Below are 26950 nucleotides of genomic sequence, written 5' to 3'. Positions count from 1 at the left end.
GATCTCATCCCCCAACTCTTTCCTATTGTATCTCATGCCCGTGTAACAATGCTATGCGGAGAGATTTCCCGGGGCCTGCGGCCCGCCGGCTACGCGCAGGACGGCAGGGTGATGCTGAGCTTGGCCCCGTAATCGAAGAAGTCGAGCGTGTCGCCCTTGCCGCTTTGGCTGTCTACGGCAACCAGCCGGCGGGGGAGCCCCGTTTGAGCGCCGATATAGAGCGTGCTCCCCGCCCCATCGGTGTAGACGCGGACGGGGACCCCGTCGATCAGGGTGTCGGGTTTGCGCAGCGCCGTGACTTCGTTCTTGTGCTTGTCGATCTCGGCAAGAAACGAGGGAGCTGAGATATTGCACTGCCAGCCGCCGGGGGCGCCGCCGATGATGAATCTCGTGCGCACAGCGCTGCCCACGCGGATCCATTCCCCACTCAGCTGAGCCCCCCGGCCCGTCCAGTGCTCCCGGTCCGGCGGGACGATCTCTCCCTCTAGGGCCGTTCCGTCAGCGGTGATCACTTTCATCCGGTACCCGGACAGCGTATTCAGCTTGTGAAATGCGGCGAGCACCTCGGCTTTCGCCGCGGGATCCCCCTGCGCGGCCGGGGCTGGGGTCATCGCCCCCGCCATGGCCAGCAGCGCCGCGACGCCGAGGCCGAGCAGGCCGGACGGGATTCCGGTCATCCACGGGACGGCGCGCGGTCGGCGCCGGGTAGGGGAGTGTGATGCGGCCCGGTGTCCCGCCGGATCGCTGCGGTCGGCATTCCCGGTGCTCGCGTCCGCTGTCGGCACGACCCCTCCGGAGGAGGTCGTCACCGCCCAGCCGCGATCCCGCGTCCGATGCATCGTCCACCTCTTCCGGTCGTGCCCGATCTTGGTCCGGCGATTCCCCCACGGCCTCGAACTCCCGGCGGGGGAATCCCGGCGATGGTTTCATTTCCCGTGATCCGCTCCTCTCCCTCCACCCCGAACGCGATCGGAGGGAGGCTGTGGCGGCCGCAGCGGAGAAGCGATCTGCGTCATCGAGGAGGTGAGAGATGCGCGGCACGGTGGTGGTCCTGGTCGCCCCACGACGAACCGAACTGCGGGAGTACGAGGTCGCGGACCCCGGCCCGGGCGAGATCCTCCTGGAGGTGACTCGCGCCAACGTCTGCGGTTCTGAGCTCCACATCTGGCGGGGGCATCATCCCACGGTCAAGATGGGCAGCGTGCTGGGCCACGAGATGCTGGGGCGCGTGCTCGCGCTCGGCCGCGGGGTCGACACGGACTTTGCCGGGGTTCCGGTGCACCCCGGCGACCGGGTGGCCTGCGCGTACTTTATCACCTGTCGCAAATGTTCGGCTTGTCAGGCCGGACGGTTCAACCTCTGCACCAACTGCTACCGCTACTGGGCTCGACCGGCCGACGACCCTCCGCACTTCCACGGGGCCTTCGGCACGCACTACTACATCCACCCGGACCAGTACTTTTATGTCGTCCCCGCCGGGGTGCCCGACGCGGCGGCCGCAAGCGCAAACTGCGCGCTGTCGGAGCTGCTGTTCGCGCTCGACCAGGCGAAGGTGACATCCGGGGAACACGTCGTCGTGCAGGGGGCGGGCGGCCTGGGGCTGTGCGCGCTGGCGGTCGCCAAAGCGCGCGGCGCGCATACGATCGTCATCGACGGTGTGGCGAGGCGGTTGGAGCTCGCCCACCGCTTCGGGGCCGATCTGGTGATCGACCTCCGCGAGCACGAAACGCCCGAGCGCCGCGCGGAACGGGTTGCCGCCCTCACCGGCGGGGCGGGGGCGGACGTGGCCGTCGAAGTCACCGGCGTTCCGGCGGCGTTTGCCGAGTCGATCCACCTCGTCCACCCCGGCGGACGGGTGGTGGAAGTCGGGAACATCTCCCCCGGCCAGATGACGCCGTTCGACCCCGGCGCGCTCACCCGCCGCGCCGTGCAGATCCTTCCGGTGATCCGCTACCATCCGTGGTACCTGAAGCGCGCCCTGGATTTTCTCGGCGCGACCCGCGAACGATATCCGTTCGAGGCACTCCTCGACGCCGAGTACCCGCTCCGCGACGTCGGCAAGGCGCTCGAGGACTCGGACCAGCGCCGGGTGACCCGCGCGACGTTGACGCTGACGCGGTGAGGGGCGAGGGCTCGTCCGCGGCGGGGCAGGCCCCCAACGAAACCAGCCGGCCTGCCGTCGCGCCGCGGGTCGTCCGCGCGGTCGGTCTGCCGGTTCGCGCCGCCTCGGCCGCGTGGGAGTGGGGGCGAGGGTCGGACGCCGCCGATTCACCACATCTTCACTACGGGTTCACAACTTCTTCGTAGGTCGAGCCCATACTGAGGGTACATTATATGACGGAGGTGGGTGGGATGCGTAGACGGCTTCATCCGTTGATGCTCGCGGGCGCCCTGGTCTTGGGGCTCGCGCTTCCGGCGCTGGCCCAGGGGGCGCGTCTGCATGCGTTTGGTCCGCATCCGTTCGGGCCACGCGCCGGGGTGTTCGGGCTGTTCCTGCTGCTCCGCGGCCTGCTGGGGATCGGCCTGCTGCTGCTGGTCTGGCGGGCGCTCCTGACCCGCTCGCTGTGGTCGCGTCCGGACGGGGCGAGGCAGATCCTGCGCGAGCGGTACGCGCGGGGCGAGATCGCCGAGGACGAGTACCTCAAGCGCCTGGGGACGCTTGCCTGAGGCCACGATGCCGCGCATCCTTGTCGTTGATGATGAGCCACAGATCGTCGACCTCCTGCGCTCGTATCTGCAGCGGGATGGGTTCGACGTCGATCAGGCGGTCGACGGCGAGGCGGCGCTGGCCGCCTGTGCCCGCCTCCGGCCGGACCTGATCGTTCTGGATCTGATGCTCCCGAAGCTCGACGGCCGGGAGGTCTGCCGCCGGCTTCGCGAGACCGGGCAGACCCCGATCATCATGCTCACCGCCCGCGACGAGGAGAGCGATAAGCTCCTCGGGCTGGAGCTCGGCGCCGACGACTACATCACCAAGCCTTTCAGCCCGCGCGAGGTCGTTGCGCGGGTGCGCGCGGTACTGCGCCGCGGCAGCCGGGAGACGGTCGAGGTGGTGCGGGCCGGCGACCTGGTGATCGACCTGCGCGCGCACGAAGTGACCCTGGAGGGGCGGCGCGTCGACCTGACCCCGACGGAGTTCCGGCTGCTCGAAATTCTGGCCGGCCATCCCAACCAGGTCTTCACCCGGATGCAGCTGATCGACCGGGTCCAGGGGCACGCCTTCGAGGGGTATGAACGTACGGTGGACGCGCACATTAAGAACCTGCGGGGCAAGGTGGAACCCGACCCCAAGAACCCCTGCTATATCCTGACGGTGTACGGGGTTGGGTACAAGTTTCATATGGTGAACGATCGCCATGCGTAGCGTGAGGGCGAGACTCAGCGCGGCGTTCATTGGAACGGCGCTGCTCACGACCGTGCTGACCGCCACCTTTGCCAGCTACCAGGCCCGGTTGATCTTCCGGCAGTACGTCGAGCGGGACCAGGAGCGCGGCCGCGGCCTCTCCGCGGCGGGAGGCGCGGCCGTGTCGCCGGAGCCCGCCTCGGGCCCACGGCGGCCATTCGGGCCGCGGGAGATCCTGTTCGAGAGCCGCTTCCGAAACGCGATCTGGGGCGGCACGCTCGTGGCCTCCGGGGTGGGCGTCCTGGTGGCGCTGTGGCTGGGCAGCCGCATCGTGAAGCCGGTGGTCATCTTGACGCAGGCGACCCGGGTCATCGCGGGGGGCGGGGTTCCGCCGCTCGTGCCGGTGACCGGCCGGGACGAGCTCGCGGAGTTGGGCCATGCGTTCAACCGGATGGCCTCTCAACTCGCCGAGCAGGAGACACAGCGCCGGCGCCTTTTCGCCGGGATCGCCCATGAGCTGCGCACGCCGCTCTCGGTGATTCAGGGGACGCTCGAAGGGATGCTGGACCATGTCATCGAGCCGACCCCCGAGCGGATCGCGGGTCTGCACAGCCAGGCGGTGCTGCTCAAACGCCTCATCACGGATCTGCGCGATCTATCGCTGGCCCAGGCGGGCCAGCTGGAGCTGCACCGCCGGACGACCGACGTCGGCGGGGTGGTGCGGGAAACCGTGGAAGCCCTCGCGCCGCTCGCCGACGAGCGGACCATCGCCCTGCGGATTGAGGTGCCGGGACCCCTGCCGGAGATCCAGGCCGACCCCGACCGCCTGCGGCAGGTGGTGCAGAACCTGGTGGAAAACGCGCTGCGCCATACCCCGGCGGGTGGGGAGGTGCGCATCGGGCTGCGGGACGGCAACGGGGAAGGAATTCACCTGGTGGTCTCCGACACCGGCAGCGGGATCCGCGCCGAGGACCTCGCGCATATCTTCGATCACTTCTATCGGGCGGATGAATCGCGCACCCGAACCAGTGGGGGTACCGGGATGGGTTTGGCGATCGTGAAGTCGCTCGTCGAAGCGCACGGCGGGCAGGTCGGAGTGGAGAGCGCGCCGGGGACCGGCAGCGTCTTCACGGTGACGCTCCCCAAACACGCTCAGGAGGGGTCATGACCCAGCGATCCGTTGTATCGATCATAGGAGTCGTCGCGTTGGGCGCGTGCTTGGCGCTCGGCCCACAGGCTGGACTGGCCGCCCAGCCGGGTTCGCCTGCAACGTCGGGGCTCACGCTGGCGCAGGCCCTGCAGGAGGCCTTGACGCGCAACCCCCAGGTGACGGCGGCGCAGCAGGCGGTCGCGGCGGCCCAGCAGGGCATCGTGGTCGCCCAGGCAGGGTTTGCGCCCACGGTGTCGGCGGACGGCACGGGGACATACGGGAGCGCGACCGGGGGAACATTTGCGTCGGGGTCGTCGTCGGCTCCGGGGAATCTCAGCGGGACCGGGTCGGTCTCCCTCACCGCCAACCTGCCGCTGTACGACGGCGGCCGCACGCGGGCGGCCGTGGAGACCGCCCGCGCCGCGCTGTCCTCCGCCGAAGCCGCGCTGCGCCAGACGACGCAAGATACCGCGCTGTCGGTGGCCACGGCCTTCTTCAGCGTGTTGCAGGCGGAACAGCTCACCACGGTCCAGGAGGCGCTGCTCGCGCAGGCGCAGGCTCAACTCGCGCTCTCCCAGGCCCAGGTCCGGGCTGGGGTCGCCGCGCAGTCCGACGTGATCCAGGTGCAGGCGCAGGTGGCGCAGGCGCAGGTGAACCTCCTGCAGGCGCGCTCCCAGATCGCCACCTCGAAAGCCGGCCTCCAGGGGGCGATCGGCATGGACGCGGCCACGCCGGTCGAGGTGCAGCCCCCGCCGCCCCCGCCGCTGGCGGTGACGGTGTCGGCCGACGCGGTGATGACTTCGGCCGAGGCGAACCGCCCGGAGGTGGCCAAGGCGCAGGCGGCCGTCGCGTCCAATCAAGCCGCCCTGGATCTGGCGCACGTGTCCGCGGGTCCCCAGGTGGACGTCGGGGTAGGCGCAACCTACACGCCGTTCAGCACGAGCCCGGTGCTCAATAACTCGACGTCCTACGGCGTGACGGCCACCGTGAGCCTGCCGCTGTATGACGCGGGCAAAGGCAAGGCCGAAATCGCTGGGGCGGAGGCCACCCTGCTCAGCGCCCAGGCACAGCTCACCGCGGCCCGCCTGTCGGTCCGGCAGGACGCCTACCAATCGTATTTGGCCGCCGTGCAGGACAGCGCGGCAGTGACGGCCACGCAGGTGGCGCGGGACGCGGCCGATGAGGCGCTGCGCGTTGCCGAGGGCCGCTACCGCACAGGGGTCGGGACGATCGTCGAGGTGATCACGGCGCGGGCGACGGCGGCGCAGGCCGACGTCAATGCCGTCACCGCCCAGTATACGTACCAGACCGCGCTGGCGACCCTGCAGCACGCGGTGGGGATGCCGATTCAGGGCAGCACCCTAGGAGGCAGTCAATGACACACACATCCGGACGCGGCCGCCGTGCGGTCCTCACCGCCATCGTCATCATCGCGCTCATCGGCGGGGCGGTCTGGGGGTACCAACGCCTCACCGTCCGCCGCGCCACCGTGCGCTACATCACGCGCCCCGTGGGCTACGCGGACATCGCGGCGACGGTCAACGAGACGGGCACGGTCAACCCCGTGACGCAGGTCCAGGTCGGCAGCCAGGTGTCCGGGACCATCGCCACGCTCAACGTGGACTACAACTCAAAGGTCACCAAGGGGGAGGTACTGGCGACCCTCGACCCGACCACATTCCAGGCGGCCATGGAGCAGTCGAGCGCCAACCTGGCGGCGGCACAGTCCACCGCCGCCTCGACGCAAAGCGCGATCCAGCAGGCCCGGGACGCGGTGCAGACGGCGGCGGCGAACCTCCGGCAAGCGCAGGCGAATCTCCGGAGCGCCCAGGCGAACGTGACGAAGGCCCGGGCGCAGGTCACCCTCTCCGCCCTGACCGTGAGCCGCGACGCGTCGCTGCTCCAGCAGGGGTTCATCCCCCAGAACCAGATGGATACGGACCGCACCGCGGCCGCGACCAACGCCGAAGACACGCGTGCCGCCGAGGCCGCGGTCGGCGTCGCGCAGGCCCAGGTCGACGCGGCGGCGAGCCAGGTGCGGACCGCGCAGACGCAGGTGACGACCTCGCAGGCGCAGGCCGCGACGTCGCAGCACCAGATCGCGTCCTCAGCCGCGCAGCTGCAACAGGCACAGTACAACCTTTCCCGGACGATCATCACCAGCCCGATCGACGGGGTGGTGATGGCGCGGAACGTCAGCGTGGGGCAGACCGTGGCGGCGTCCTTTCAGACCCCAACCCTCTTCACGCTGGCCACCAATCTGACGGACATGCAGGTGGACACCTCCGTCGACGAGGCAGACGTCGGCAACGTGCGCGATGGGGAAGCGGCGCACATCTCCGTCACGGCGTTCCCGAACGTGGTGTTCGCCGGCACCGTGCAGCAGGTGCGGGTGAATCCCACGGTCGTCCAGAACGTGGTCACCTACGATGCGGTGGTGATCGTGCACGATTCCTCGGGGCGGCTGTTGCCGGGGATGACGGCGCAGATCACGATCGATATCGCCAAGCGCACCCACGTGCTCGCGGTCCCGCTCGCCGCGCTGCTGTATCGTCCGCTCAGAGCGGCCGGCGCTCCCCCGGCGGCGCCCAGCGGTGGGTTCGCCCCGTCCGGGGCCGCCCCCGCCGCGACGCCGGTCGCCGGCGCTCCCGGATCACAGGTGACCGTCTGGGCGCTGCGCAATGGCCGGCCCAGCCCCGTGTCCGTCGTCATCGGCCTTTCCGACGGTCAGAACGTGGAGATCACGAAGGGAACCCTCCGCGCCGGCGATGCTGTGATCATCGCCCAAGTCCGCGGGGGGGCGAGGGGCGGCCAGACCCCCGGCGGCGGGTCGGGTGGCGGCCGGGTCGGTCCATGAGGGAGGGCGCCGCAGTGCGCGGCGGTGCGCCGGCGGGGGATCCCCTCATCGAGGTCCAAGACCTGACGAAGATCTACGGGGAGGGCACCACGGAGGTCCAGGCCCTGCGGGGCGTCAGCCTCTCCATCCGGCAGGGGGAGTTCGTGGCGATCATGGGCCCGTCGGGCTCCGGCAAGTCGACGTTCATGCACCTGCTGGGGTGCCTGGACCGCCCGACGGCGGGGTCGTACCGGCTCGCCGGCGTCGAGGTCTCGCGCCTGTCGCGCGACCAACTGGCGACCATCCGGAATACCCGGATCGGATTCGTCTTTCAGAGTTTCAACCTGCTCGCCCGCACGACGGCCCTGGAGAACGTCGAACTGCCGATGCTCTACGCCGGCATTGCGCGCGAAGAGCGGATGCGGCGCGCCCGCGCGCTGCTGGAGAGCGTCGGGCTGGGGACCCGGTTGGACCATCGCCCGAGCGAACTCTCCGGCGGGCAGCAGCAGCGCGTGGCTATCGCCCGCGCGCTCGCGAACGACCCCCCGCTCCTCATGGCCGACGAGCCGACCGGTAACCTCGACAGCGCGAGCAGCGGTGAAATCATGGAGCTCTTCCGGCGCCTCAACGGCGAGCACGGGATTACCGTCGTCGTAGTGACGCACGATATCGCCGTTGCCGCCTGGTCGAAGCGCGTGGTGGTCTTCAAGGACGGTGTGGTGACGGAGGATCGATCCCCGGAGGACGTTGCCACGGGGTCGGCCAAGGCGGCGGCCGTGGCCGCCGCGGGGGAGGCGCGCGCATGAACGTCTCAGTGCTCCTGCGGGTCGCTTGGCAGGCGCTCCGCCGCAACGCGGCGCGTTCGTTTCTGACGATGTTGGGCATCATCATCGGGGTGGGCGCGGTCATCACCTCGATGGCCATCGGCTCGGGCGCGCAGGCGGCCGTGCTGGCACAGATCGAGAGCCTCGGTGCCAATCTGGTCGTCGTCGTTCCGGGCGCCATCACGAGCGGGGGGGTGAGCCTCGGATCGGGGACGCGGACCTCCCTCAAACTCGATGACGTGACGGCCATCGGCCGGCTGGTCCCCGAGGTCGCGGCGGCGGCCCCGTCGTCGCAGACGAGCGGGCAGGTGGTCGCCGGCGGTCTGAACTGGTCCACCTCAATCGGCGGCAGCACCCCGGCCTGGCAGACGGTGCGGAGTTGGAGTGTGGCCCAGGGGCGGTTCTTCACCTCCGGCGAGGTGGACCAGGCGGCGAAGGTCGCCGTCCTCGGCAGTACGGTCGCCGAGAACCTCTTTCCCGCCGGTGGGGCGATCGGGGCCACGGTGGTCATCAAGAACGTACCCTTCCTCGTGGTCGGGGTCCTCACGTCCAAGGGCCAGTCGGGGTTCGGCCGCGATCAGGACGACCTGGTGGAGGTGCCGATCAGCACGCTGCAGGCCCGCCTGACCGGCGTGACGTACGTCCAGAACATCCTCATCTCCGCCACGACCCCGGACACGGTGGCGGGGGTGATCGACGCGACCGAACGGCTGCTGCGGATCCGGCATCACCTCACACCGCTGCAGCCCGACGACTTCTCCGTGCGTAACATCTCCGACGTGCAACAGGTCCGGATCGCCACGTCACAGACCCAGGGACTGCTGCTCGCGGGGATCGCGGTCGTCTCACTGGTGGTGGGGGGGATCGGCATCATGAACATCATGCTCGTCTCCGTCACCGAACGGACGCGCGAAATCGGACTGCGCATGGCGGTGGGGGCGAAGGGACGCGACATCCTCCTCCAGTTTCTTGTCGAGGCCCTGACCTTGGCGTCCGTCGGGGGGCTGATCGGGATCGCGATGGGGCTCGCCACCGCCCAGGGCGCTTCAACGCTGGCGCACTGGCCGGTGCTCATCTCCCCGTTTTCGATGGTGCTGGGGTTCACATCGGCCGCGCTGATCGGGGTGGTCTTTGGATTCTATCCGGCGCAGCGGGCGGCGGCATTGGATCCCATCGTGGCGCTTAGATACGAATAGCTCGATAGGGCGAGGGGAATGCCGAGCTAGGGCAACCAAACGTCGGGCGGTCGGGTGAGGTTCCCGACCCCATCGTCCCAAGCGACGCGCCTGACCGCGGGGCTGGCCTACGTGGCGTCCGTTGCGATGTTCACCTTAACCGCGACTTTTCGCTTCCGCGTCGGCGGATTCTGGATCGCGGAGCCCCCCGGGCTCCGCTCATGGGGTTGAGGGCACGCCCTCGCGCAGGCACGTCTCCAAGGCCCCGAGGAGGTTCCGCATCCGTTCGGGGGTTGCCTGGGCCCCAAGGTGGCCGATCCGGATGACCTTGCCGGCCAGGTGCTCCAACCCGCCCGCCACCGCGATCCGGTGATGGATGCGCAACGCCTCCATCAGCGCGCTCGGCTTGACCCCCTGCGGAGGATACGCAACCGTGATCGTGGGCGAGGCCCAACGCCGGTCGGCAAAGAGGGTGAACCCGAGCCGCTCGAGCCCGTCGCGCAGTAGCGCGGCGACGCGGCGGTGGCGTTCGAACCGAGCCTCCAGCCCTTCTTCCAGGATCCGCTCGAGCGCCCGATTCAAGGCGACTAGATTGTTGCTCGGCAGCGTCACCGGGTACGGATGATGGGGCCCCCACTCCGTCTCGTACTGGCGCCAGGTGCGCAAGTTGAGGTACCAACCCCGGCACGGCACCGGCTGATCGTCGATCACCTTCCAGCCGAGCGGCGTGACGGCAACCGGGGCGACCCCCGGCGGGCTCTCAAGGCACTTCTGCGACGCGGTCGAGACCGCCGCCAGTCCCCAGGCATCCGTTTCGACCGGGGCTCCGCCGAGCGATGACACCGCGTCGACGGCGACGGGCACCCCCTCCGCCCGCGCGACCGCAGCGATTTCGGCCACCGGGTTGAGGACGCCGGTTGAGGTGTCGCTGTGCACGACGGCAAGCAGGGGCACCCGGTGGGCGCGAAGCCACGCCCGCACCTCGTCCGGATCCGCCGGCCGCTCGTAGGGGATCTTCAACACGTCGACGTGGGAGGTGTGTGAGCGGGCGATGTTCAGCACGCGGTTGCCGAAGAAGCCGTTCACGATCACGCCCACCGATCCGTCCGATCCGATCAGCGTCCCCAGCATCGCCTCCAGTCCGCCGCTCCCCGATGCGGGGATCGGGTAGACGGACCCGCTCGTGGCGAAGACACGGCGCAGACGGGCGATGAACTGCTCGTAGAACGGCCCCCACTCGGGACCGTAGTGCTGCCGGACCGGCTGTCCCATGGCCTCGAGCACGTCGGGGCTCACAGGCACCGGCCCGGGGATCAGGAGTTCGAGGGGCCTGTCGTCCATGCCGAATCCTCCTTGGGACAAACCGTGACGCGGGGCGCGGATCATCGTCCGCTGCGGGCACGTCCGTCCCGCCGTGACCATCCGTCGGGCCGCAGATCACGGGCCCGAATTCGGCCCGCATTCCCCAATGATGCTTGAGGAATACTCAAAAGGCAAGTCCTGCTCGGGGTGCGCAGACCGAAAACGGCCCCCGGCCGCAGGCCGGGACGCAACTCGACGGGCCTCGATTCGGAGGAGCCACGAGGACGGCTCACCGGCCGTAAGCCGCAGAAGGGGGAGAATTTCTCAGGAGGCTCGGGTCAGCCACGAACCGGTGCACGCGACCGAACACCGGGCGCCGATACCCCGAACATGGCCGATCCCGATTAAGCGGAGATAAGCCGCGCTGCCAGCCGCCCCACGTGCGACGACCGGCAGCGCGCTACGGGCTAGTTCTCACGGTTGTCCAGCCGCAGGTCGAAGTAGGGCGCCTGCGGGGCTTGCTCGGAACCCGCAATCATGCCAAGGTTCATCGAGTCGCCTTGGGCCACGGTGGGTGTATGGACGGTCTCGTGATCGCCGCCCGCCACTTCGCTCTCGGCAGACGCGGCTGCCGCCGGGAGAAGCACCGCAACCCCCAGAGCCAGAGCCATCAGGATATTCCGCATCGTCGCTCCCTCCTTTCTCTTTAGGATGGACCCAGCATAAGCGACCGGCGAAAACGGGACCATGACCCACCGCACCTCGGAAATGTGATGTTCGTCACGGAGAAGGTACTGATCGGACAAAGGCGGCGGGCACGTGCGGAGGAACCGAAGCCGCCGGAGGCAACGGTCCGCCAACGGCGGCCTTTGTCCCTACGGCCCCACCAGAGGAAACGCGATCAGCTCACCAGATCTTCGCCGGATTGCCTGCCAGCGCCCTGAGGTAACAAATCTGGCCGCAGTGATAGCTGTCGTGGAGGATCAGCCCCCGGACGGTGGCAGCGATCGGCTGCGCGGAGCCCGGCGGCGGCATCTGCAGGTCCGCATCGGACCGCTTCGCCAGCGCCGCTTTGGCCTCCGCATGGGCCTGGCGCAGGCGCTGTCCCGTCGCTTTCCACCGCTCCTCTGAAACCGGGCCGATCTCGCGCCAATCGTGTTCCTTGTCCCATCCCGCGGGTCGAGGAGGCTGGGCGCCGATGCGGCGGGCGCCTTCCTCTTTCCACAGGGCGACGTGCTCTACGATCTTCCAGATCGAGTTGCGCTCCCGCGCAGGGACCCACGCCGCCTGCGCGGCGGAGAGGCCCGTGATCGAGTCGAGCAGGGACACGTGCCAGCCTTCCTGCTCGAACGCATGATCCATCCACCCCAGCAACAGGTCGACCACGCTTCGCACTATCGGCTCCTCTTCTCCCTGGTCCGCCAGCTCGACCGCGGCCGTCGGCTACGCGCAGGGACCCGAAGTCATTCGTCGCGGTTCAGCGGCTCTCCTCATCAGCAGCGCGCGGACGGCGGTGAAGAAACCACGCCCCGCCGAGGCACCCCGCTGGGTACCGTCCGTCTCGCCCCGGGCTTTTCGGGGAGCGAACTCGCGGGCCCGGCGATCGTTGGCCGCCACGCGCAGGTGCTCAAAGATCCGGTCCTGAGCGAGGACTTGAAACGTTTCGACGCTCCACCACATGGCAATCCCTCCGTGTTTCGGGTCGAACCTGCGCCTACGCCGCCGGGCCGGCGGTTGCCGCCGTGTCGCCGATCATCGCGGCCAGAAGCCCGTTCCAGGTGAGCAGCCCGACGAAAGACCCGTTGCTCACCACGGGGAGCACGTCGAGGTCCCCGCGCACCATCAGCGTCGCCGCCTGATCGAGTGGATCATCCGGCCGGACGGTGACCTTCGACGGGACGGCCAGGCGCCCCACCGTCATTCTGTCCAGGATCTCACGCAGCTCGTAGACATCGAGGGTCGTGGCCTCTGATGGCGTGTAGCGCAGCAGGGACTTCTCGTCGACGAGGCCGATCAGTCCTTCTCCCATCATCACCGGAAGGGCGGGGACCCCGTGTTCGCGCAGCAGCTTGAGCGCCGTCGCCACCGTCGTTTTGGGGGTGATCAGCGGCACCTCCGTGACCATCGAATCCCTGGCGTATGCGGTGTTCAGATCTACCGTCACTGCACTCACCTCCTGGAGCTGGCCGCCGCGGAGCGCTTCTGGCCGGCCGCTTGCGCGATCGCATCTAACCTGCTATACTGCATTTGCTAGTCATAATGATACACAAGCGGTTATAACCTGTCAAGCAATTTTTGATGGTTATAGACCGCGAGAGGACGCGGCCCCGGAGGGGGTCGCACCGGGGGGCGCCGATGGAAGGGGAAGCCGGCCGGGAAACTCAGTTCGAGTTCATGGGGGGCCGCCTGTGTCTGGACTTTGCCAATACGCTGAACGGCTCTCGCGCCCGTCCGTCGGAGCGTCTCTTGGGCTACCGGGATGTGGTGGCGTGGGGCAGGCAGGCGGGCGTGCTGACCGATCAGGACGCGCGGCGCCTCACCCAGGCCGCGCTGCGTCGACCCGCCGACGCCGCCAAAGCCCTCGCGGACGCCGTGGCGCTGCGGGAGACGATCTACCGGATCTTCGCGGCCGGCACCGAGCGGCGGGCCCCCGATCGGGCCGACCTCGCGGGATTGAACGCGGCCCTCGCCCGCGCCTTCGCTCATCTGCAGGTCTCCCCGCGGGCGGAGGCCTACGCGTGGGAGTGGCAGGCCGATGACGCGCTCGACCGGGTGGTGTGGCCGGTCGTGCGCTCCGCCGCCGAGGTGCTGGTGTCGGATGAGATGAGTCGCGTGAGGCGGTGCGGGGGAGAGAACTGCGACTGGCTGTTCTTCGATACCAGCCGCAACCACAGCCGGCGCTGGTGCGACATGCGGGGGTGCGGCAACCGCGCGAAAGCGCGACGGTATTACGCGCGGAAGAAGGCGGGCGGGTAGGCGGGGCTCGCGCAGAGGAGAGAGGCATGGGCGCCGCCGGCGAGCGCAACGACCCCGCAAGATGGACCGAGGCGGACTCTGAACACTTCGCCGAACTCGAGGAAGTGATCGTGCCCTCCCGCGGCGAGCAGTTGGCGACGATTCGCGACCTGATCCCCGCCGGCCCGGACGAGGAGTTCACCGTGGCCGAATTGGGTGCCGGCGACGGGACGCTCGCGTCGTGGGTGCTCGAGCGGTTTCCACGGTGCCGCTATCTGGCTCTCGACGGCTCCGCGGCGATGCGCGAACGGGCGCGCGTTCGCCTCGCTCCCTTCGCTCCGCGCGTGGAGATCCGTCACTTCGAACTGGCGCGCGCGGACTGGCGGCGAACGCTGCCTCAACCACTTCGGTGCGTGGTGTCCGCGCTGGTCGTCCACCATCTCTCCGCGGAGGGCAAGCGGGCACTGTTCACCGACCTGGCGGCGCGCCTTGAGGGCGGGGGCGCTCTGCTCATCGCGGACCTGGTGGAAGCGGCTGGGCCGCGAGCCGCGGGACTGTTCGCCGCCCAGTGGGATGGGGCGGTGCGCGATCAGAGCGCCGGGAGACCCGGCGGCCAGCGCGCGTTCGAACGCTTCACGGTGGGCGGATGGAACAACTACCGCCTCGACACCCCCGATCCGGTCGATCAGCCTTCGCGCCTGATCGACCAACTCGACTGGCTTCGCGGCGCGGGGTTTTCGGTGGTGGATTGCTTCTGGATGCGCGCCGGGCACGCGATCTTCGGTGGATACCGGGGCCGGGCGGCGGGCAGTCCGCCGTAAACACCGCGGCCTTCTCCCGGCGCATCCGCCGGAGAAGGCCGCGGTCGATGCTTCTGGCGTTTTACCGCGTTACAGTAACCCCTGGCCTTTCAGCCATCCCGTCGCGACTTCCGTCACTGACTTCCCGTTCACCACCTGCAGCTGGAGCTGCTGGCTGACCTCGGTGGTCAGCTTGGGGGCGACCCGATTCAACGCCGCGGCGATGTCCGGGGCCTTGGCGAGTGCGTCGTCGCGTACGATGGGGGCCGGGAGGTAAATGGGGAAGAGGTTCTTGTCGTCGGCGAGGAGGACGAAATGGTCCTTCGCAATCAAGGCGATCGTGGTGTAGCAGATGTTGAAGTCGGCCTTGCCGCGCATCACCGCCTCGAACGTCAGCGGTTCCTGCAGCACCTCAACCTGGCCGAACGTGAAGCCGTAGGTCGGCTTCATGCCCGGGAGGACGTTCGGGTCGCTGGTCCCGTCGGGTGGCGTGGCCACGGTGGCCTTCGGGGCCACGGGGGCGAGCTGCGAGATCTTCGTCACGTGCAGCTCGTCGGCTTTCTTCTGTGTGGTGCAGACTCCGTAGGTGTCGTCGAGCGGAGCTTTGTCGAGCCAGGTGACGTGGAACTGCTTCTCGTACCCCGCTTTCACCAGCTGGTAGTCCTTGTCGGCATCGCGGGTCGTCTTGAGCTTCAACCGGGCGAGGCCTGTGGCGGTGAACTCGGGGTAGAGGTCGATCTGCCCGCTGACGAGGGCGTTGTGCACGATATCGTTTGTTCCCAGCCGCGCCTTCTCCGTGACCGTGAAGCCGGTGTGTCGGAGGAGCAGGACGTAGATTTTGGTGAGCAGCTGGGCTTCGGTGTCGAGCTTGCCGCCGACCGTGAGGTGGATCTTGCCGTTGCCGGCGGGGCTGGCCCCGGAGCCGATCCCCCCCGCCGCCAGGACGATCATGAGGCTGACGACGCATAGGGAGACGAATTTCACCCAGGAGAGCTCTTCTCGTGTGCGCATTGCCGATTACCCCCTCTGGCTGTGATCTGAGCACCGCGCTGCTGCGGACTGCCTCCCGACTCCTTTCAGGGTGTGACGTCTGCGCCTGAGAGCGCGCGCAGGCCCGCGGGGGTGGCCGCGTACTGCACCCACCCCAGGCCCAATTCTAACATGAGCGCCAGGACGGCAACCGGGATTGCGCCGGCCAGGATCTGGACCATGTCCACCTGGTAGAGCCCCGCCAGAATGTAGTCGCCGTATCCGCCGGCGCCGATGATCGCGGCGAGCGTCGCCGTGGCGACGACCTGGACCGCGGCCGTTCGCACCCCCGCCGCGAGCACCGGGAGGACGAGGGGGGTCTGAATCCGTGCGACGATCTGTCCCGGGGTCATCCCCACCCCGCGCGCCGCATCGACGATCACCGGATCGATCCCGCGGATGCCGGTGTAGGTGTTGAGGAGAATCGGCGGGATCCCGAGAACGGTGAGCGCGACAAGCGCCGGGGCAAAGCCCAGCCCCAAGTACGGAAGCGCGAGCGTCAGGAAGACGATGACCGGCACGGCCCGCATCAGGCCGCTCAGGTTGACCGCGAGGAACGCCAGCAGGGGGCGGCGGGCCACGGCGACGCCGAGCGTCACGCCGATCAGCGTCGCGAGCACGACGGCGACGGTGCAGAGCTCGAGATAGGCGAGGGTGTGAGCGAGGAAGCCGTTCTCGGGAGCGGCGACGAACGCGAGCAGGCGCTGTGCCATGAACCCCTCCTCAGGCCGTCGCGATCGGCCCCCGCCCCCGGTTGAGGGCGGTCTGCAGGCCGAGCAGGGCCAGGTCGGCCAGCACGGCGACCGCGCCGATCACGAGACCTCCGCCGAGCACCTGGTCGTAGTTGGTGTTCTGGATGCTGGAGAAGATGATGTCGCCCAGACCGCCGGCTCCGACGAGGGCGGCGAGCGAGGCGATGCCGATCGTGGTCACCGTGGCCACGCGGATGCCCGCCACCACGATCGGCAAGGCGAGGGGCAGCGTGATTCGCCAGAACACCTGCGCCCGGTTCATCCCCATGGCCCGCCCGATCTCCAGCAGGACGGGATCGACGCTGTTCACCGCGGTGACGGTGTTGCGGATCAAGACCAGTTGCGCGTAGAGCACGAGCGGGACGATGATCGTCGTCGTCGTGAGGCCGGTGAGGGGGACGAGGAAGGCGAGCAGGGCCAGTCCGGGGATGGTATAGAGAAACCCGGCGATGGTGATCACCGGCAGATATAGCCGCCGGCGGCGGGCGATCAGCACCCCCAACGGCAGCGCGATCACCATGGCGATCCCCATGCTCATGCCCACGATGACCAGGTGCTGGATCAGGAGGGTCGGGATGCTCCCGGTGTCGGTCGGATCGTAGCTGTGCGGATCGAGCAGAAAGTGCATCGTCGGGCTCAGGCGGACGCGCCGAAGCGTCGCGGCGTCGCCGCGGGCGGTGTCCCGGGGGAGGCGGCATCGATCCGGGCCCGGGCGATCTCGCGGGTGATGCTCGACAAGGTCACGCGCCCGAGCCGCCGGCCGGCCCGGCCATCGTAGATGCTGATCGCCGCCGCCTCGGTCTTGAGCAGCGCGAGCAGCGCCTGAAGCAGGGTCGCGTCGGCGGGGAAGCGCTCCCCCTCGAGTTCGGGGGCCCCGGATGGCGGATCCCCGCCGGATTCGAGGGCCATGGTCACCGGCAGGTACTGTAGTTGGCGCAGAATGCTGTCCGCGCCGACGAGGCGGCGCACGAAGTCGTTGGCGGGGCGGGCCAGGAGCTCGATCGGCGTCCCCAACTGCACGAGCCGTCCCTCCGCCATCACGGCGATCTGCTCGCCGAGCCGGAACGCCTCCTCGACGTCGTGGGTCACGAAGAGGATCGTCTTGCGCACGCCGCGCTGGATGTGGCGCAACTCCTCCTGCATCCGCGTCCGGGTGATCGCATCCAGGGCCCCGAAGGGCTCATCCATCAGCAGGATCCCCGGGTCGGTCGCCAGGGCTCGGGCCAACCCCACCCGCTGCTGCTCGCCTCCGGAGAGGTGGCGGGGAAACCTGGTGCGGTATTCGGGGGGGTTGAGGCCGACGAGGTGAAGAAGTTCGTCCACCCGGCCGGCCATCCGCTCCCGGGACCACCCGGCGATCTCCGCGGTGATGCGGACGTTTTCCGCGACGGTCATGTGCGGAAACAAGCCGACCTGCTGGATGACGTAGCCGATCCGGCGCCGCAGGGCAATCGGGTTCTCCGCAAGGATGTTGCGCCCGTCGACATGGATCGTGCCGGAAGATGGTTCGATCAGGCGGTTGACCATGCGCAGCAGCGTCGTTTTCCCCGAGCCGGAGGCCCCCAGGAGCATGCAGACGGTGCCCTCCGGGATCTCGAACGTCACCGAGTCGACGGCCGCCCGCTCCGCGCCCGGGTACCGCTTCGTCACTGCCTGAAAAGTGATGGTGGACATGTCGTCAGAGTATACGCGGGGGATCGTCGATCTCATCCTCGGCGCCCGGTGGTGGCGGGCGCCGACGGGTCAGCGCGGTCCGGGATCGACCGGATGGGGAGCGCGCGGTAGGAGATCACGATGCCGGCGATGATCAGCCCAGAGGCGAGGAACTGCACGATGGTCACCGCCTCGTGAAGCACCAGGCTGCCGAGGGCCATCCCGAAAATCGGCAGCAGATTATTGAACATCATCGCGTAGCCGGCCCCGAGATCTCGGACCGCCGCGTTCCAGCTGGCGTAGGCGATCGCCGACGGGCCGATCGCCAGGTAGATCAAAATGGGCAGGTGGGCGCGCACCGACGCGGCGAGGTGCGGCGGGTGCTCCACGGCGATCGCCCCGAGGAGAAACGGAAAACCCGCGAGCATCGCCCCCGCGGTGATCCACAGCGGGGGCAGGTCGTCGCTCAGCCGCTGCACCCCCAGGTTGTAGAATCCCCAGCTGACCATGCTGGCGATGATGAACAGCGCGCCGGGGTCCAACCGCGCCCCGGCTCCGGCCGACGCCCCGAGCCACGTGACCAGTGCCGCCCCGAGCGTCGAGATCACCAGCCCCACGAACAGAAGGCGCGAGAAGACGAAGAGCCCGGCGGCGATAGCCAGACTCGCGGTGACGATCGGGCTGGCCGCGTTGAGAATGATGGCGTTCGTGGCCAGGCTCCAGTGAAGCCCGAGGTAGGTCAGGTACTGGCTCATGAAGATCCCGAGGAAGCCGAGGATGATCAGGCGCCCGATCACCGGACGTCCGGGCCGGGGACGTCCCTGGGTCGCCAGCAGCCACGCCGCCAGCGGGACCCCGGCCACCAGGGCGCGGACCGCGGCGATCGTCCCCGGCGTGACCGCGTCCCGCAGCAGCCGGCCGATCATGAAGTTCGTGCTCCAGATTGCCATCGCCGCGAGCGCGTACACCTGCCCCCTCAGCAGGGGCCGGGACCTCATCGACGCACCGGCGTGCGGGAGTGCCTCACCGCACCGCCCCCGGAACCGACGCCATCAGCGGGCGTGAAACGCCGCGGCGAGCCGCCGCCACCCGGGGAGCTCGGCGACGGTGAAGGGCCGGTAGCAGGCTACCCGGTCCAGCACTCCCGTATAGCGGCCCCGGAGCTGGTGTCCGATCTCCTCCCACGAGCCGCGAATGAGCACGGCGTCGAGCATCGCCTCGGGGACCTGGCCGGCGAGTTCGGTCCAGCGTCGCTGCGCCGCGAGCTGCTGGAGGCGCGCGGCGACGTCGTCCCAGCCGTGGGTGTGCAGCACGATCCGGTACGACGGCGTGGAGGCGTAGAAGGCGATCTCCCCGCGGGCACGCTCCGCGGCCTCCCGCACCTCCTCGGGGGTCTCGCCCGGCGCGACGAAGACGGGGGCGTAGAGCTGGACCGCCCCGTGGGGGGCGGACCGGGCCTGGCGGCCGCGGGCAATATTCGGCAGCACCACCGACTGCAGATACGGCACCGTGTGAAACGGATGGACGTGGAATCCTTGCGCGGTTTCCCCGCTCAACCGGCAGAGCAGCGGATTGACCCCCGCGATGTAGATCGGGATCTCCGGATGCGGGATCGGTCCCGGGTTGAAGAACGGGGTCATGAGGCTCAACCGGTAGAACCGGCCCTCCGTCCGCAGCGGGACCTGGTCCTGCCACGAGCGCCAGACCGCCCGCACCGCCTCCAGATACTCCCGGAGCTTCGGCACCGGGGGATCCCACGGCTCACCGAACCGCCGCTGGATATGCGCCCGGACCTGTGTGCCCAGGCCGAGGATGAAGCGACCCCCGGAGAGCGCGGCCAGGTCCCAGGCGAGGTGCGCCGTCACCGTGGGGCTGCGGGCAAACGCGATGGCGACGCCGGTGCCCAGCAGCGGACGCGTGGTCGCGCTGGCCGCCAGGGTCAGCTGGAGGAACGGGTTGTGCTTCGTCTCGTTGGTCCACAGCGCGGCGAACCCCGCGTCCTCCGCCGCCCGGGCCGCGGCGGTGATCCCGGTGACGTCGTCCATGGCGAGAGCCGCGTCCAGCGCGAGTGGGTGAACCACGAGCCACCGTCCCTGCCCGATGATTCGGTGAAGAAGTCCGCTCCAGCCAAGAGTGTATAATGGCGCCATGCTGGAGTCACGCGGATCTTCCGCCGCCGCGGCGATCGCAGTCCGGCATCTCACGAAGCGGTACGCGTCGGTCGGTGTTGTCGAAGATCTTTCGTTCCGCGTCGACCCCGGCGAGATCGTGGGGTTCCTGGGTCCCAACGGGGCGGGGAAGACGACGACGCTTGCGATGCTGCTCGGCCTCCTGCTGCCCACCTCGGGTCAGGTGCAGGTGTTGGGGCTGCCGATGCCGCAGGAGCGGCGGCGGATTCTCGCGCGCGTCAACTTCACGTCGCCCTACGTCGCGCTTCCGGGGAACCTGACGGTGAGCGAGAACCTCACGGTGTTCGCGCGATTGTACGGGGTGCGCGACGCCCGCCGGCGAATCGAGGGGCTGCTCGATCGGTTCGGGCTCGCCGAAATGCGCGCGCGCGCCACGGGGCGCCTCTCCTCGGGCGAGGGAACGCGCCTGGGACTCGTGAAGGCGCTGCTCAACGACCCCGAGGTCCTCTTCCTCGATGAGCCGACGGCCAGCCTCGATCCCGACAGCGCCGAACGCGTCCGGGACAGCCTGCGCCGGATCTGCGCCGAGCGCCGGATGACGCTATTCTACACCTCGCACAACATGCAGGAGGTGGAGCGGCTGAGCGATCGGATCCTGTTTCTCAACCGCGGGCGGTTGATCGCGGACGGTCCGCCGGGGGAGGTGCTGCGGCGGTTCGCCCGGACCACCCTGGAGGAGATGTTTCTGGACGTGGCCCGAGGCGGCGTGGCGCCGTGAGCGGGCTGAGCGCCGAGCGCGTCGCCGCCCTGCTCCTTCGGCAGCTGTACCTCTACCGGCGCAGTATGATCCGCATGCTGGAAATCGTCTACTGGCCGGTGATGGATCTGCTGGTCTGGGGATTCGTCAGCCTCTACATCGGCCGGCTGCGCGGCGGCGGGGCGCTCGCCATCGCCTTCCTGCTCGGCGGGATGATCCTTTGGGACATCTTCTTCCGCGCGCAGCAGGCGATCTCGGTCTCCTTCCTGGAAGACATCTGGACGAGAAATCTGATCAACGTGTTCGTCAGCCCGATCAGCACGCTGGAGTTCATCTTGGCGATGCTGCTGCTCGGGGTGATGAAGGTGATCGTCACGGGGCTGCTCCTCTCCGTCCTTGCCCTCGTCCTGTACACCTTCAACATCTTCCAGTACGGCCTGGCGCTGATCCCGTTTGTGCTCAACCTCCTCCTTTCCGCCTGGGGCATTGGCGTCATTACCACCGCGATGATCCTGCGGTTCGGTCAGGGGGCCGAGACGCTCGCCTGGGCCATTCCCTTTCTCTTTCAGCCGTTCTCGGCGGTGTTCTATCCCGTGGCCGTTCTGCCCGCCCTCCTCCGGCCCATCGCCCTGGTCCTGCCGACCACCCACGCCTTCGAGGGAATGCGGGTGGTGCTGAGCGGCGGCGGGATCAGTTGGGCCCGGGCGGCGTGGGCGCTCGGCGAGAACGCCGTCCTGCTCGTCGCGGCGGGGGCGGTGTTTGCCTTCGTGCTGCACGTGGCGCGGGAGCGCGGGCTGCTGCTCCGGTTCGAAGGGTAGGGAGCCGTGGGGATCGTTGACCCGGAGGGAGTGCCGACCCTGCCTTCCCTCCGCGATCGCCGGCCCGACCCGCCGCCGACCGAAGCGGCTTCACCGTGGGCGGCCGGGGGGACCGCGGCGTGCCGTCGAATAGGGAGGGGAACGTCGGAACAGAAGGGGGCCAACGATGAGCGCACGCATACTGGCGGCCTTGGCGACCGCGGCCATGCTGATGGCGGTGATCCCCGTCCAGGCGCAGGGTCCGGTGACCATCACCTGGTCCACCCTGGCCACGGGCGGCCCCGCCGTGTCGGACGTGTACCGCGCCCTGGTGGCCGAGTTTGAGCGCCAGAACCCTGGCATCAAGGTCGAGCTGCAGGTGCTGCCCGGGACTTCGGGCGAGCAGTACAACCGGTACGTGACGCTGTTCGCGGCGAAAGACCCATCGGTGGACGTGATCTCAATCGACGTCATCTGGCCCGCGCCGATGGTGGCGGCCGGCTGGCTTGCGCCCCTGGACCGGTGGTTCACGTCGGCGGCGCGCGAGGGGTTTCTCCCGGGGGCGATCCGCGCCAACACCATCGGAGGGAAAATCTACGGCGTGCCGTGGTACACCGACGCCGGCCTCCTCTACTATCGGAAGGATCTTCTGGCCAAGTACGGGGCGAAGATCCCGGCGTCGTGGGACGAGATGGTCGCCACCGCGCAAAAAGTCACCGCGGGCGAGCACAACCCGCAGCTGGCGGGCTTCCTCTTTCAGGGCGCGAAGATCGAGGCCTTGGCGGATTTCTTTTTCGAGGTCCTCTGGAGTCACGGCGGGGACGTGCTGGATCCCACCGGGAAGGTGGTCGTGGACAGCGCGAGGGGCTCCGCGGCGATGAACTTCATCCTCGATCTGGTGCGCAAGGACCACGTCACGCCGCCCGGGGTGGCCACGATGACCACCGACGACACGCGGGTCGCATTTCAGGACGGCCGGGCGGTCTTCCTCCGGAATTGGACCTATGCCTACGACCTGTTCCAGAGCAGCGGGTCAAAGGTCGCGGGGCTCGTCGGCATCGCGCCGCTGCCCAAGGGCCCCGCCGGCCGCAGCGCCTCGACCCTGGGGGGATGGCAGCTCGCGATCAGCAACTTCTCCCGCAACAAAGAGGCCGCCTGGCGCTTCGTCGAGTTCATGACCGGCGGGATCGCCGAGAAGAGTATGGCGCTGCAGCTCAGCACCGTCCCGACCCGCACGGACACGTTTCGCGACCCGGAGGTGAAAGCGCACGCCCCGCAGTCCTTGGATATGCTCCGGGCCGTCCTGGGGGCGAGTCCCCGCCCGCGGATCCCCGACTACCCGCGGATGTCCGCGATCATCCAGTCGAACCTGCAGGCCGCGCTGACCAGTCAGACGTCCGGCGACGACGCGATCCGGCAGATGGCCCGCGAGCTGCGTTCGCTCCTGACCCAATAGGGTGGCGGAGCGGCTCGGGGGAGGGCCTGCCGGTGCCCGGGCGGGGGGCGCCGCGTGGGTGATGGGCCGGTGGCGGACCGGCCAGCTCACCGAGACCGAGCTGGCGGTGGTGCTGCTGCTCCCGTGCCTGCTGTTCTTGGGGATCTTCGCCTTCTACCCGATCATCGATGCCTTCTGGACGAGCCTGCACCGGCTCCGGCTCGATCAGCCGCAGGCCGGGTTCCCGTTCGTGGGCCTTGGGAACTTTGCCCGGGCCGCACAGGATCCGGATGCTTGGCACGCCATCCGCGTCACGCTGGCGTACGTCGCGGTCACGGTCGCCGCCCAGTTCGCGCTCGGACTGGGGATCGCGCTCGTCGTCAACCGCACCGTGCGCGCCAAGGGGTTCGTGCGGGCGGCGACGCTGCTGCCCTGGACGCTGGCCCCGGCCCTCGCCGGCCAGGTGTGGCGGTGGTTGTTCAACGATTCCGCCGGGGTGATCAACGATCTGCTGCGCCGCGCTGGGCTGATCGCCCGCCCGATCATCTGGCTGGGGGTCCCGTCCCTCGCCTTCGTCGCGGTCGCCACGGCCGCGTCGTGGGGGGCGGCGTCGTACATGGCGCTGATCCTCCTCGCCGGGCTGCAGGGCATCCCCGACGAGTTGTACGAGGCCTCGAGCCTGGACGGGGCCTCGCCGATCCGGGCGTTCTTCACCGTGACCCTGCCGCTGCTCCGGGGTGCGGTGATGGTCTCGCTGGTGCTCCGGACCCTCGGCGCGCTCCAGGCATTCGACATCATCTTTCCGATGACCGGGGGCGGACCCGGCAGCGCGACCGAAACCTTTGCGTTCTACATCTACGAGAACACCTTCCAATTCCTCAACTTCGGCTACGGCGCCGCGCTGTCGGTGATCCTCCTCCTGCTGGCCCTGGGGTGTGCCGGGATCTACTCGCGGGCGCTGGCACCGCGGGACTGATATGGCGGGGCGGCGGAGGCTCGCGGGCGCGGGGCTGACGATCCTGGTCGCCCTGGTGGTGGCCTTCTCGCTGGGCCCGTACGTCTGGACCCTCCTCACCTCGCTCAAGACCGAGCGGGAGCTGTACCAGTTCCCGGTGACCTACCTTCCCCACCGGCCGACGTTGGCCAACTACGTCCACGTTTTCAGCGGAAACCCGTTCGGCCGGTTCCTGCTGAACAGCTGCATCGTCTCCCTGTCCTCGACCGTGCTCTGCCTGTTCCTGGCCACCTTCGCGTCGTATGCCTTCGCCCGCCTCCGCTTTCCCGGCAGCCGGGTCCTGCTGCTGTCGATCCTGGCGGTGGCCATGATTCCCCTGATCACGGTGATCGTCCCGCTGTATGTCCTCGTGCGCGGGCTGGGCCTGCTGAACACCTACGGGGGTCTGATCGGGCCCTACATCACCTGGTCGCTCCCCGTTGCCATCTTCATCCTCACCGCGTTCTTCCGGGAGATCCCCCGAGACCTTGAGGAGGCGGCCTCGATCGACGGCTGCAGCCGGGTGGGGGCGCTTTGGCGGATCATCGCGCCGCTGGCCGCCCCGGGGGTGGTCACCGCCGGGATCATCGTCTTCGTGAACACCTGGAACGAGTTTCTCGTGGCGCTGACCCTCACCAGCAGCACCGATATGCGCACGATCACGGTGGGGATCTCGCTCTTTCGGGGCGAATTCGCCTTTCCCTGGGGGGTCATCTCCGCGGCCGTGCTCCTCGCTACCGTCCCGATCGTCACCGTGATTCTGGCGGGGCAGCGGTTGGTGATCCGCGGGCTCACCGCCGGAGCCGTAAAAGGCTAGACCCGGGGAGGCGCCGATGCTCCGTCTGGGATTCGTGCCGATCGTCCGTCCCCTGTTCCGGGGCGCGCAGATGGGATTGTGGGAAGCGAGCCAGCGTGCGCTTGCCGAACTGGCCGTTCGCCTCGAGGTCGACCTTGCGTACGCGGCGCAGCCGGTGTCCGACGCCGAGGGGGCCCGCGCCAGAGCGGCCGAGGCCCAGGCGGCCGAGGTCGATGCCCTGCTCGTCCTCCACGTCACGTTCGCGACGGGGGACGTCGTAGCACCCTTCCTCGAACTGCCGGTGCCGGTCGGCCTGTGGGCCCTGCCCGAAGTGTCCGCCACGGGCCCGCTCCCCCAAAACGCGCTCTGCGGGCTGATGCTCAGCATGAGCCTGCGCGTCGGACGCCGGGCGCCGCTTTTGTGGCTCTACGGCCGACCGGAGGACCCGAGCCTGCACCGTCGGATCGACCTGATGGTGCGCGCCGCGCGGGGGTGGGGCGCGCTCAGACACGGGCGGCTGCTCTGGGTGGGCGGAACGGCGCCGGGGTTCTACCGGTTCGAGGGGGTCCCCGACCTGGACGTGCGGATCGACCGGGCTCCGCTCGAGGCGGTCTTTGCCGCCCTGGAGAGGATTCCAGAGGGAGCGGTAAGCGCGCGCCTCGCCGAGCTCGCCGAGCCCTCGGCGGTGCCCGCGGAGGCCCTTCACCCGACGATTCGACTGTCGCTCGCGCTCGAGGAGATGGGCCGGGGGTACGATGGGATCGCGCTGCGCTGCTGGCCCGAACTGCCCGAGGCGGCGGGGACGATGGCGTGCGCGCCCTTTGCCTGGCTGGGGGACCGGGGTCACCCCCTGGCCTGCGAGGGAGACGTCGGGGGGCTGGCGGCGATGCTGGCGGTCGCCGCGGTGACCGGTGGCCCCGCGGCGATGCTCGATTTGTCGCACGTCGACGGCGACGGCCTGATGTTCTGGCACTGCGGCAACGCGCCCCGGGCGTGGGCGGCCAGCCAAACCCGGCTCGAGATGCACTTCAACCGGGGACTGCCCGCGGTGCGCCACATGCGCCTCAGGCCGGGGCCGGTCAGCGGCCTCCGGTTCCTCGAGGAGAAGCGGGCGGCCGTCTTCGCCGGAACAATTCGCGCCCGCCCCGGCGGGTTCGACGGCGTCTCCGGGTGGGTGGGAGACCTGAGGTGGGGCGGTGAGCCGACGTCTCCTCACGGATTCCTGGCGAGTGCCCTGAACCACCGTCTCCCCCACCACTTTGTGTGGGGGATGGGGGAGGCCGAGGAAGCCCTGCTCGAACTCTCCGATTGGTTGGGGTATCAGGTGCTTCCCCTGGCTCCAGAGGCGAGGGGAGCGCAGTGGCCCTCGTAGTCGCGCTCGGGTACGCCTGCCTGGACTACCGATTCTGGGTGGATCGCTTTCCCCCGATGCACGCCAGGACTCCCGTCAGCGTCTTCCGGGAGGCGCTTGGGGGGTCCGCTGCGGTTGCCGCGGTTGCCGTGGCCCGCCTCCTCGGCCGGGCGGTGTTCCTCGGGCGATGCGGCGACGATGACGCCGGGCGGCGGGTCGCCTCTGCGCTGGACGCCGAGGGGGTCGACACCCGCGGGCTCCGCGTGCTCGCGGGGGCCCGCACTCCGGTGAGCGGAGTGTTGATCGGTCCGGGCGGCGAGCGGCACATCTTTCCCTATCCAGGCGGGGGATTCTCAGACGATGCCGGCTGGCTGCCGCTCGAGGTCCTCGAGGGGGCGCAGGCGGTCATGATCGACGCCCGCTGGCCCGAGGGCGCCCTCCGCCTCGCCGAGGCGGCGCGCCGGCGCCGGCTCCCGGTCGTGCTGGACTTGGACCGGGAGACATCGGACGCCTGGGGCTTGGCGGAGCGGGCGACCCACGTGATCGCCGACCGCGAGCTCGCCGAGGTCAGCGGCGGCGTGGACGCGGTGTTGGGGCGACTGGCCGACCTCCACGCCTGGGGAGCCGTCACGCTGGGGGAAGAGGGGGCGGCCCATCGGGGCGGCCGCGTGCCGGCGTTCGCGGTATCGGCGCGGGATACCACCGGGGCGGGCGATGTGTTTCACGGAGCGTTCGCGCTCGGGCTGGGCGAGGGCATGGACGAAGCCTCGGCGCTCACCTTCGCATCCGCGGCCGCCGCGCAGCGGTGCGCGCTCGCCGAGGTGCCGCGCCGCGAAGAAGTCGTCCGGCTGTTGGGGTCGGGCGGGTGACCG

General features: G+C 69.3%; 29 protein-coding genes. 17 read left to right on the top strand and 12 right to left on the bottom strand.

Annotated features, from left to right (window positions below; translation table 11 throughout):
• Positions 1 to 89: 89 nt before the first annotated feature.
• Positions 90 to 839: a hypothetical protein gene (locus VKV57_10380; protein HLW60312.1), complete on the bottom strand. Its 750-nt coding sequence runs from the start codon at positions 837 to 839 to the stop codon at positions 90 to 92.
• Between the two features lie 191 nt (positions 840 to 1030).
• On the opposite strand from VKV57_10380, the gene VKV57_10375 reads away from it, so the two are divergent.
• From VKV57_10375 to VKV57_10340, 8 genes are all read left to right on the top strand, one after another.
• A complete protein-coding gene (locus tag VKV57_10375) occupies positions 1031 to 2122 on the top strand; it encodes a zinc-binding dehydrogenase (protein ID HLW60311.1) in 1092 nt (363 codons plus the stop codon).
• A 230-nt stretch (positions 2123 to 2352) separates the two neighbouring features.
• Entirely contained in the window at positions 2353 to 2667 is a 315-nt protein-coding gene (locus VKV57_10370; GenBank protein ID HLW60310.1) for a hypothetical protein, read from the top strand.
• Positions 2668 to 2674: 7 nt separating this feature from the next.
• Positions 2675 to 3364, top strand: coding sequence for a response regulator transcription factor (locus tag VKV57_10365; GenBank protein ID HLW60309.1), 690 nt, complete (start codon positions 2675 to 2677; stop codon positions 3362 to 3364).
• The gene (locus VKV57_10360) at positions 3357 to 4511 is read left to right on the top strand and encodes a HAMP domain-containing sensor histidine kinase (GenBank protein ID HLW60308.1); all 1155 of its coding nucleotides are present in this window, start codon (positions 3357 to 3359) and stop codon (positions 4509 to 4511) included. Before VKV57_10365 ends, VKV57_10360 begins: the two co-directional genes overlap by 8 nt.
• Positions 4508 to 5872, top strand: coding sequence for a TolC family protein (locus VKV57_10355; protein ID HLW60307.1), 1365 nt, complete (start codon positions 4508 to 4510; stop codon positions 5870 to 5872). The genes VKV57_10360 and VKV57_10355 overlap by 4 nt, the downstream gene beginning before the upstream one ends.
• On the top strand, positions 5869 to 7350 hold the full coding sequence (locus tag VKV57_10350; GenBank protein ID HLW60306.1) for an efflux RND transporter periplasmic adaptor subunit: 1482 nt from the start codon (positions 5869 to 5871) through the stop codon (positions 7348 to 7350). Before VKV57_10355 ends, VKV57_10350 begins: the two co-directional genes overlap by 4 nt.
• Before the next feature lie 14 nt (positions 7351 to 7364).
• A complete protein-coding gene (locus VKV57_10345) occupies positions 7365 to 8135 on the top strand; it encodes an ABC transporter ATP-binding protein (protein HLW60305.1) in 771 nt (256 codons plus the stop codon).
• The gene (locus VKV57_10340) at positions 8132 to 9349 is read left to right on the top strand and encodes an ABC transporter permease (GenBank protein ID HLW60304.1); all 1218 of its coding nucleotides are present in this window, start codon (positions 8132 to 8134) and stop codon (positions 9347 to 9349) included. Before VKV57_10345 ends, VKV57_10340 begins: the two co-directional genes overlap by 4 nt.
• 198 nt (positions 9350 to 9547) lie before the next feature.
• Here the strand turns inward: VKV57_10340 and VKV57_10335 are convergent, their stop codons facing one another.
• The 5 genes from VKV57_10335 to VKV57_10315 all read right to left on the bottom strand — a co-directional run bounded on the left by VKV57_10335 (position 9548) and on the right by VKV57_10315 (position 12794).
• Entirely contained in the window at positions 9548 to 10669 is a 1122-nt protein-coding gene (locus VKV57_10335; protein ID HLW60303.1) for an alanine--glyoxylate aminotransferase family protein, read from the bottom strand.
• A 428-nt stretch (positions 10670 to 11097) separates the two neighbouring features.
• Positions 11098 to 11316, bottom strand: coding sequence for a hypothetical protein (locus tag VKV57_10330; protein HLW60302.1), 219 nt, complete (start codon positions 11314 to 11316; stop codon positions 11098 to 11100).
• A 220-nt stretch (positions 11317 to 11536) separates the two neighbouring features.
• Entirely contained in the window at positions 11537 to 12025 is a 489-nt protein-coding gene (locus VKV57_10325) for a DinB family protein (GenBank protein ID HLW60301.1), read from the bottom strand.
• A 48-nt stretch (positions 12026 to 12073) separates the two neighbouring features.
• Positions 12074 to 12310 carry a hypothetical protein gene (locus VKV57_10320; GenBank protein ID HLW60300.1) on the bottom strand — a complete coding sequence of 79 codons (237 nt, stop codon included), beginning with the start codon at positions 12308 to 12310 and terminating at the stop codon, positions 12074 to 12076.
• A 34-nt stretch (positions 12311 to 12344) separates the two neighbouring features.
• Complete coding sequence (locus tag VKV57_10315) at positions 12345 to 12794, bottom strand: CBS domain-containing protein (protein ID HLW60299.1); 450 nt, start codon at positions 12792 to 12794, stop codon at positions 12345 to 12347.
• Between the two features lie 191 nt (positions 12795 to 12985).
• Between VKV57_10315 and VKV57_10310 the strand changes: the two genes are divergently transcribed.
• Together VKV57_10310 and VKV57_10305 are read left to right on the top strand one after the other, a co-directional pair.
• A complete protein-coding gene (locus tag VKV57_10310; protein ID HLW60298.1) occupies positions 12986 to 13606 on the top strand; it encodes an ABATE domain-containing protein in 621 nt (206 codons plus the stop codon).
• A 26-nt stretch (positions 13607 to 13632) separates the two neighbouring features.
• Entirely contained in the window at positions 13633 to 14406 is a 774-nt protein-coding gene (locus VKV57_10305) for a class I SAM-dependent methyltransferase (GenBank protein ID HLW60297.1), read from the top strand.
• 69 nt (positions 14407 to 14475) lie between these two features.
• Here the strand turns inward: VKV57_10305 and VKV57_10300 are convergent, their stop codons facing one another.
• From VKV57_10300 to VKV57_10275, 6 genes are all read right to left on the bottom strand, one after another.
• Positions 14476 to 15396, bottom strand: coding sequence for a glycine betaine ABC transporter substrate-binding protein (locus tag VKV57_10300; protein HLW60296.1), 921 nt, complete (start codon positions 15394 to 15396; stop codon positions 14476 to 14478).
• 65 nt (positions 15397 to 15461) lie between these two features.
• Complete coding sequence (locus VKV57_10295) at positions 15462 to 16127, bottom strand: ABC transporter permease (GenBank protein HLW60295.1); 666 nt, start codon at positions 16125 to 16127, stop codon at positions 15462 to 15464.
• A 10-nt stretch (positions 16128 to 16137) separates the two neighbouring features.
• Entirely contained in the window at positions 16138 to 16794 is a 657-nt protein-coding gene (locus VKV57_10290; protein HLW60294.1) for an ABC transporter permease, read from the bottom strand.
• Between the two features lie 8 nt (positions 16795 to 16802).
• Positions 16803 to 17840 (bottom strand): ABC transporter ATP-binding protein, encoded by a 1038-nt coding sequence (locus VKV57_10285; GenBank protein HLW60293.1) that lies wholly within the window; start codon positions 17838 to 17840, stop codon positions 16803 to 16805.
• 32 nt (positions 17841 to 17872) lie between these two features.
• Positions 17873 to 18817 (bottom strand): DMT family transporter, encoded by a 945-nt coding sequence (locus VKV57_10280; GenBank protein HLW60292.1) that lies wholly within the window; start codon positions 18815 to 18817, stop codon positions 17873 to 17875.
• A 54-nt stretch (positions 18818 to 18871) separates the two neighbouring features.
• On the bottom strand, positions 18872 to 19900 hold the full coding sequence (locus tag VKV57_10275) for a TIGR03617 family F420-dependent LLM class oxidoreductase (protein ID HLW60291.1): 1029 nt from the start codon (positions 19898 to 19900) through the stop codon (positions 18872 to 18874).
• 67 nt (positions 19901 to 19967) lie between these two features.
• On the opposite strand from VKV57_10275, the gene VKV57_10270 reads away from it, so the two are divergent.
• The 7 genes from VKV57_10270 to VKV57_10240 all read left to right on the top strand — a co-directional run bounded on the left by VKV57_10270 (position 19968) and on the right by VKV57_10240 (position 26947).
• Positions 19968 to 20726, top strand: coding sequence for an ABC transporter ATP-binding protein (locus VKV57_10270; protein HLW60290.1), 759 nt, complete (start codon positions 19968 to 19970; stop codon positions 20724 to 20726).
• Positions 20723 to 21523: an ABC transporter permease gene (locus VKV57_10265; GenBank protein ID HLW60289.1), complete on the top strand. Its 801-nt coding sequence runs from the start codon at positions 20723 to 20725 to the stop codon at positions 21521 to 21523. Before VKV57_10270 ends, VKV57_10265 begins: the two co-directional genes overlap by 4 nt.
• A gap of 166 nt (positions 21524 to 21689) precedes the next feature.
• Positions 21690 to 22958 carry an ABC transporter substrate-binding protein gene (locus VKV57_10260; protein ID HLW60288.1) on the top strand — a complete coding sequence of 423 codons (1269 nt, stop codon included), beginning with the start codon at positions 21690 to 21692 and terminating at the stop codon, positions 22956 to 22958.
• 1 nt (position 22959) lies between these two features.
• Positions 22960 to 23913: a sugar ABC transporter permease gene (locus tag VKV57_10255; GenBank protein ID HLW60287.1), complete on the top strand. Its 954-nt coding sequence runs from the start codon at positions 22960 to 22962 to the stop codon at positions 23911 to 23913.
• Between the two features lies 1 nt (position 23914).
• Positions 23915 to 24748, top strand: a complete 834-nt coding sequence (locus VKV57_10250; protein HLW60286.1) for a carbohydrate ABC transporter permease — start codon at positions 23915 to 23917, stop codon at positions 24746 to 24748.
• 16 nt (positions 24749 to 24764) lie between these two features.
• A complete protein-coding gene (locus VKV57_10245; protein ID HLW60285.1) occupies positions 24765 to 26099 on the top strand; it encodes a fucose isomerase in 1335 nt (444 codons plus the stop codon).
• Positions 26087 to 26947 (top strand): PfkB family carbohydrate kinase, encoded by an 861-nt coding sequence (locus tag VKV57_10240; GenBank protein ID HLW60284.1) that lies wholly within the window; start codon positions 26087 to 26089, stop codon positions 26945 to 26947. The genes VKV57_10245 and VKV57_10240 overlap by 13 nt, the downstream gene beginning before the upstream one ends.
• The last annotated feature ends 3 nt before the right edge of the window (positions 26948 to 26950 follow it).

Source organism: bacterium, assembly GCA_035307765.1.
Taxonomy (GTDB): domain Bacteria; phylum Sysuimicrobiota; class Sysuimicrobiia; order Sysuimicrobiales; family Segetimicrobiaceae; genus Segetimicrobium.
This window is presented reverse-complemented; position numbering and strand designations above follow the sequence as displayed.

Bases quoted from the DNA above. Each gene is read 5' to 3' on its own strand.
- VKV57_10355 (HLW60307.1), top strand. From the start codon at position 4,508: ATGACCCAGCGATCCGTTGTATCGATCATAGGAGTCGTCGCGTTGGGC.
- VKV57_10380 (HLW60312.1), bottom strand. From the start codon at position 839: ATGCATCGGACGCGGGATCGCGGCTGGGCGGTGACGACCTCCTCCGGA.
- VKV57_10295 (HLW60295.1), bottom strand. From the start codon at position 16,127: ATGGCACAGCGCCTGCTCGCGTTCGTCGCCGCTCCCGAGAACGGCTTC.
- VKV57_10260 (HLW60288.1), top strand. From the start codon at position 21,690: ATGAGCGCACGCATACTGGCGGCCTTGGCGACCGCGGCCATGCTGATG.
- VKV57_10320 (HLW60300.1), bottom strand. From the start codon at position 12,310: ATGTGGTGGAGCGTCGAAACGTTTCAAGTCCTCGCTCAGGACCGGATC.
- VKV57_10300 (HLW60296.1), bottom strand. From the start codon at position 15,396: ATGCGCACACGAGAAGAGCTCTCCTGGGTGAAATTCGTCTCCCTATGC.
- VKV57_10305 (HLW60297.1), top strand. From the start codon at position 13,633: ATGGGCGCCGCCGGCGAGCGCAACGACCCCGCAAGATGGACCGAGGCG.
- VKV57_10280 (HLW60292.1), bottom strand. From the start codon at position 18,817: ATGAGGTCCCGGCCCCTGCTGAGGGGGCAGGTGTACGCGCTCGCGGCG.
- VKV57_10335 (HLW60303.1), bottom strand. From the start codon at position 10,669: ATGGACGACAGGCCCCTCGAACTCCTGATCCCCGGGCCGGTGCCTGTG.
- VKV57_10245 (HLW60285.1), top strand. From the start codon at position 24,765: ATGCTCCGTCTGGGATTCGTGCCGATCGTCCGTCCCCTGTTCCGGGGC.
- VKV57_10340 (HLW60304.1), top strand. From the start codon at position 8,132: ATGAACGTCTCAGTGCTCCTGCGGGTCGCTTGGCAGGCGCTCCGCCGC.
- VKV57_10365 (HLW60309.1), top strand. From the start codon at position 2,675: ATGCCGCGCATCCTTGTCGTTGATGATGAGCCACAGATCGTCGACCTC.
- VKV57_10370 (HLW60310.1), top strand. From the start codon at position 2,353: ATGCGTAGACGGCTTCATCCGTTGATGCTCGCGGGCGCCCTGGTCTTG.
- VKV57_10375 (HLW60311.1), top strand. From the start codon at position 1,031: ATGCGCGGCACGGTGGTGGTCCTGGTCGCCCCACGACGAACCGAACTG.
- VKV57_10350 (HLW60306.1), top strand. From the start codon at position 5,869: ATGACACACACATCCGGACGCGGCCGCCGTGCGGTCCTCACCGCCATC.
- VKV57_10310 (HLW60298.1), top strand. From the start codon at position 12,986: ATGGAAGGGGAAGCCGGCCGGGAAACTCAGTTCGAGTTCATGGGGGGC.
- VKV57_10285 (HLW60293.1), bottom strand. From the start codon at position 17,840: ATGTCCACCATCACTTTTCAGGCAGTGACGAAGCGGTACCCGGGCGCG.
- VKV57_10290 (HLW60294.1), bottom strand. From the start codon at position 16,794: ATGCACTTTCTGCTCGATCCGCACAGCTACGATCCGACCGACACCGGG.
- VKV57_10330 (HLW60302.1), bottom strand. From the start codon at position 11,316: ATGCGGAATATCCTGATGGCTCTGGCTCTGGGGGTTGCGGTGCTTCTC.
- VKV57_10250 (HLW60286.1), top strand. From the start codon at position 23,915: ATGGCGGGGCGGCGGAGGCTCGCGGGCGCGGGGCTGACGATCCTGGTC.
- VKV57_10360 (HLW60308.1), top strand. From the start codon at position 3,357: ATGCGTAGCGTGAGGGCGAGACTCAGCGCGGCGTTCATTGGAACGGCG.
- VKV57_10270 (HLW60290.1), top strand. From the start codon at position 19,968: ATGCTGGAGTCACGCGGATCTTCCGCCGCCGCGGCGATCGCAGTCCGG.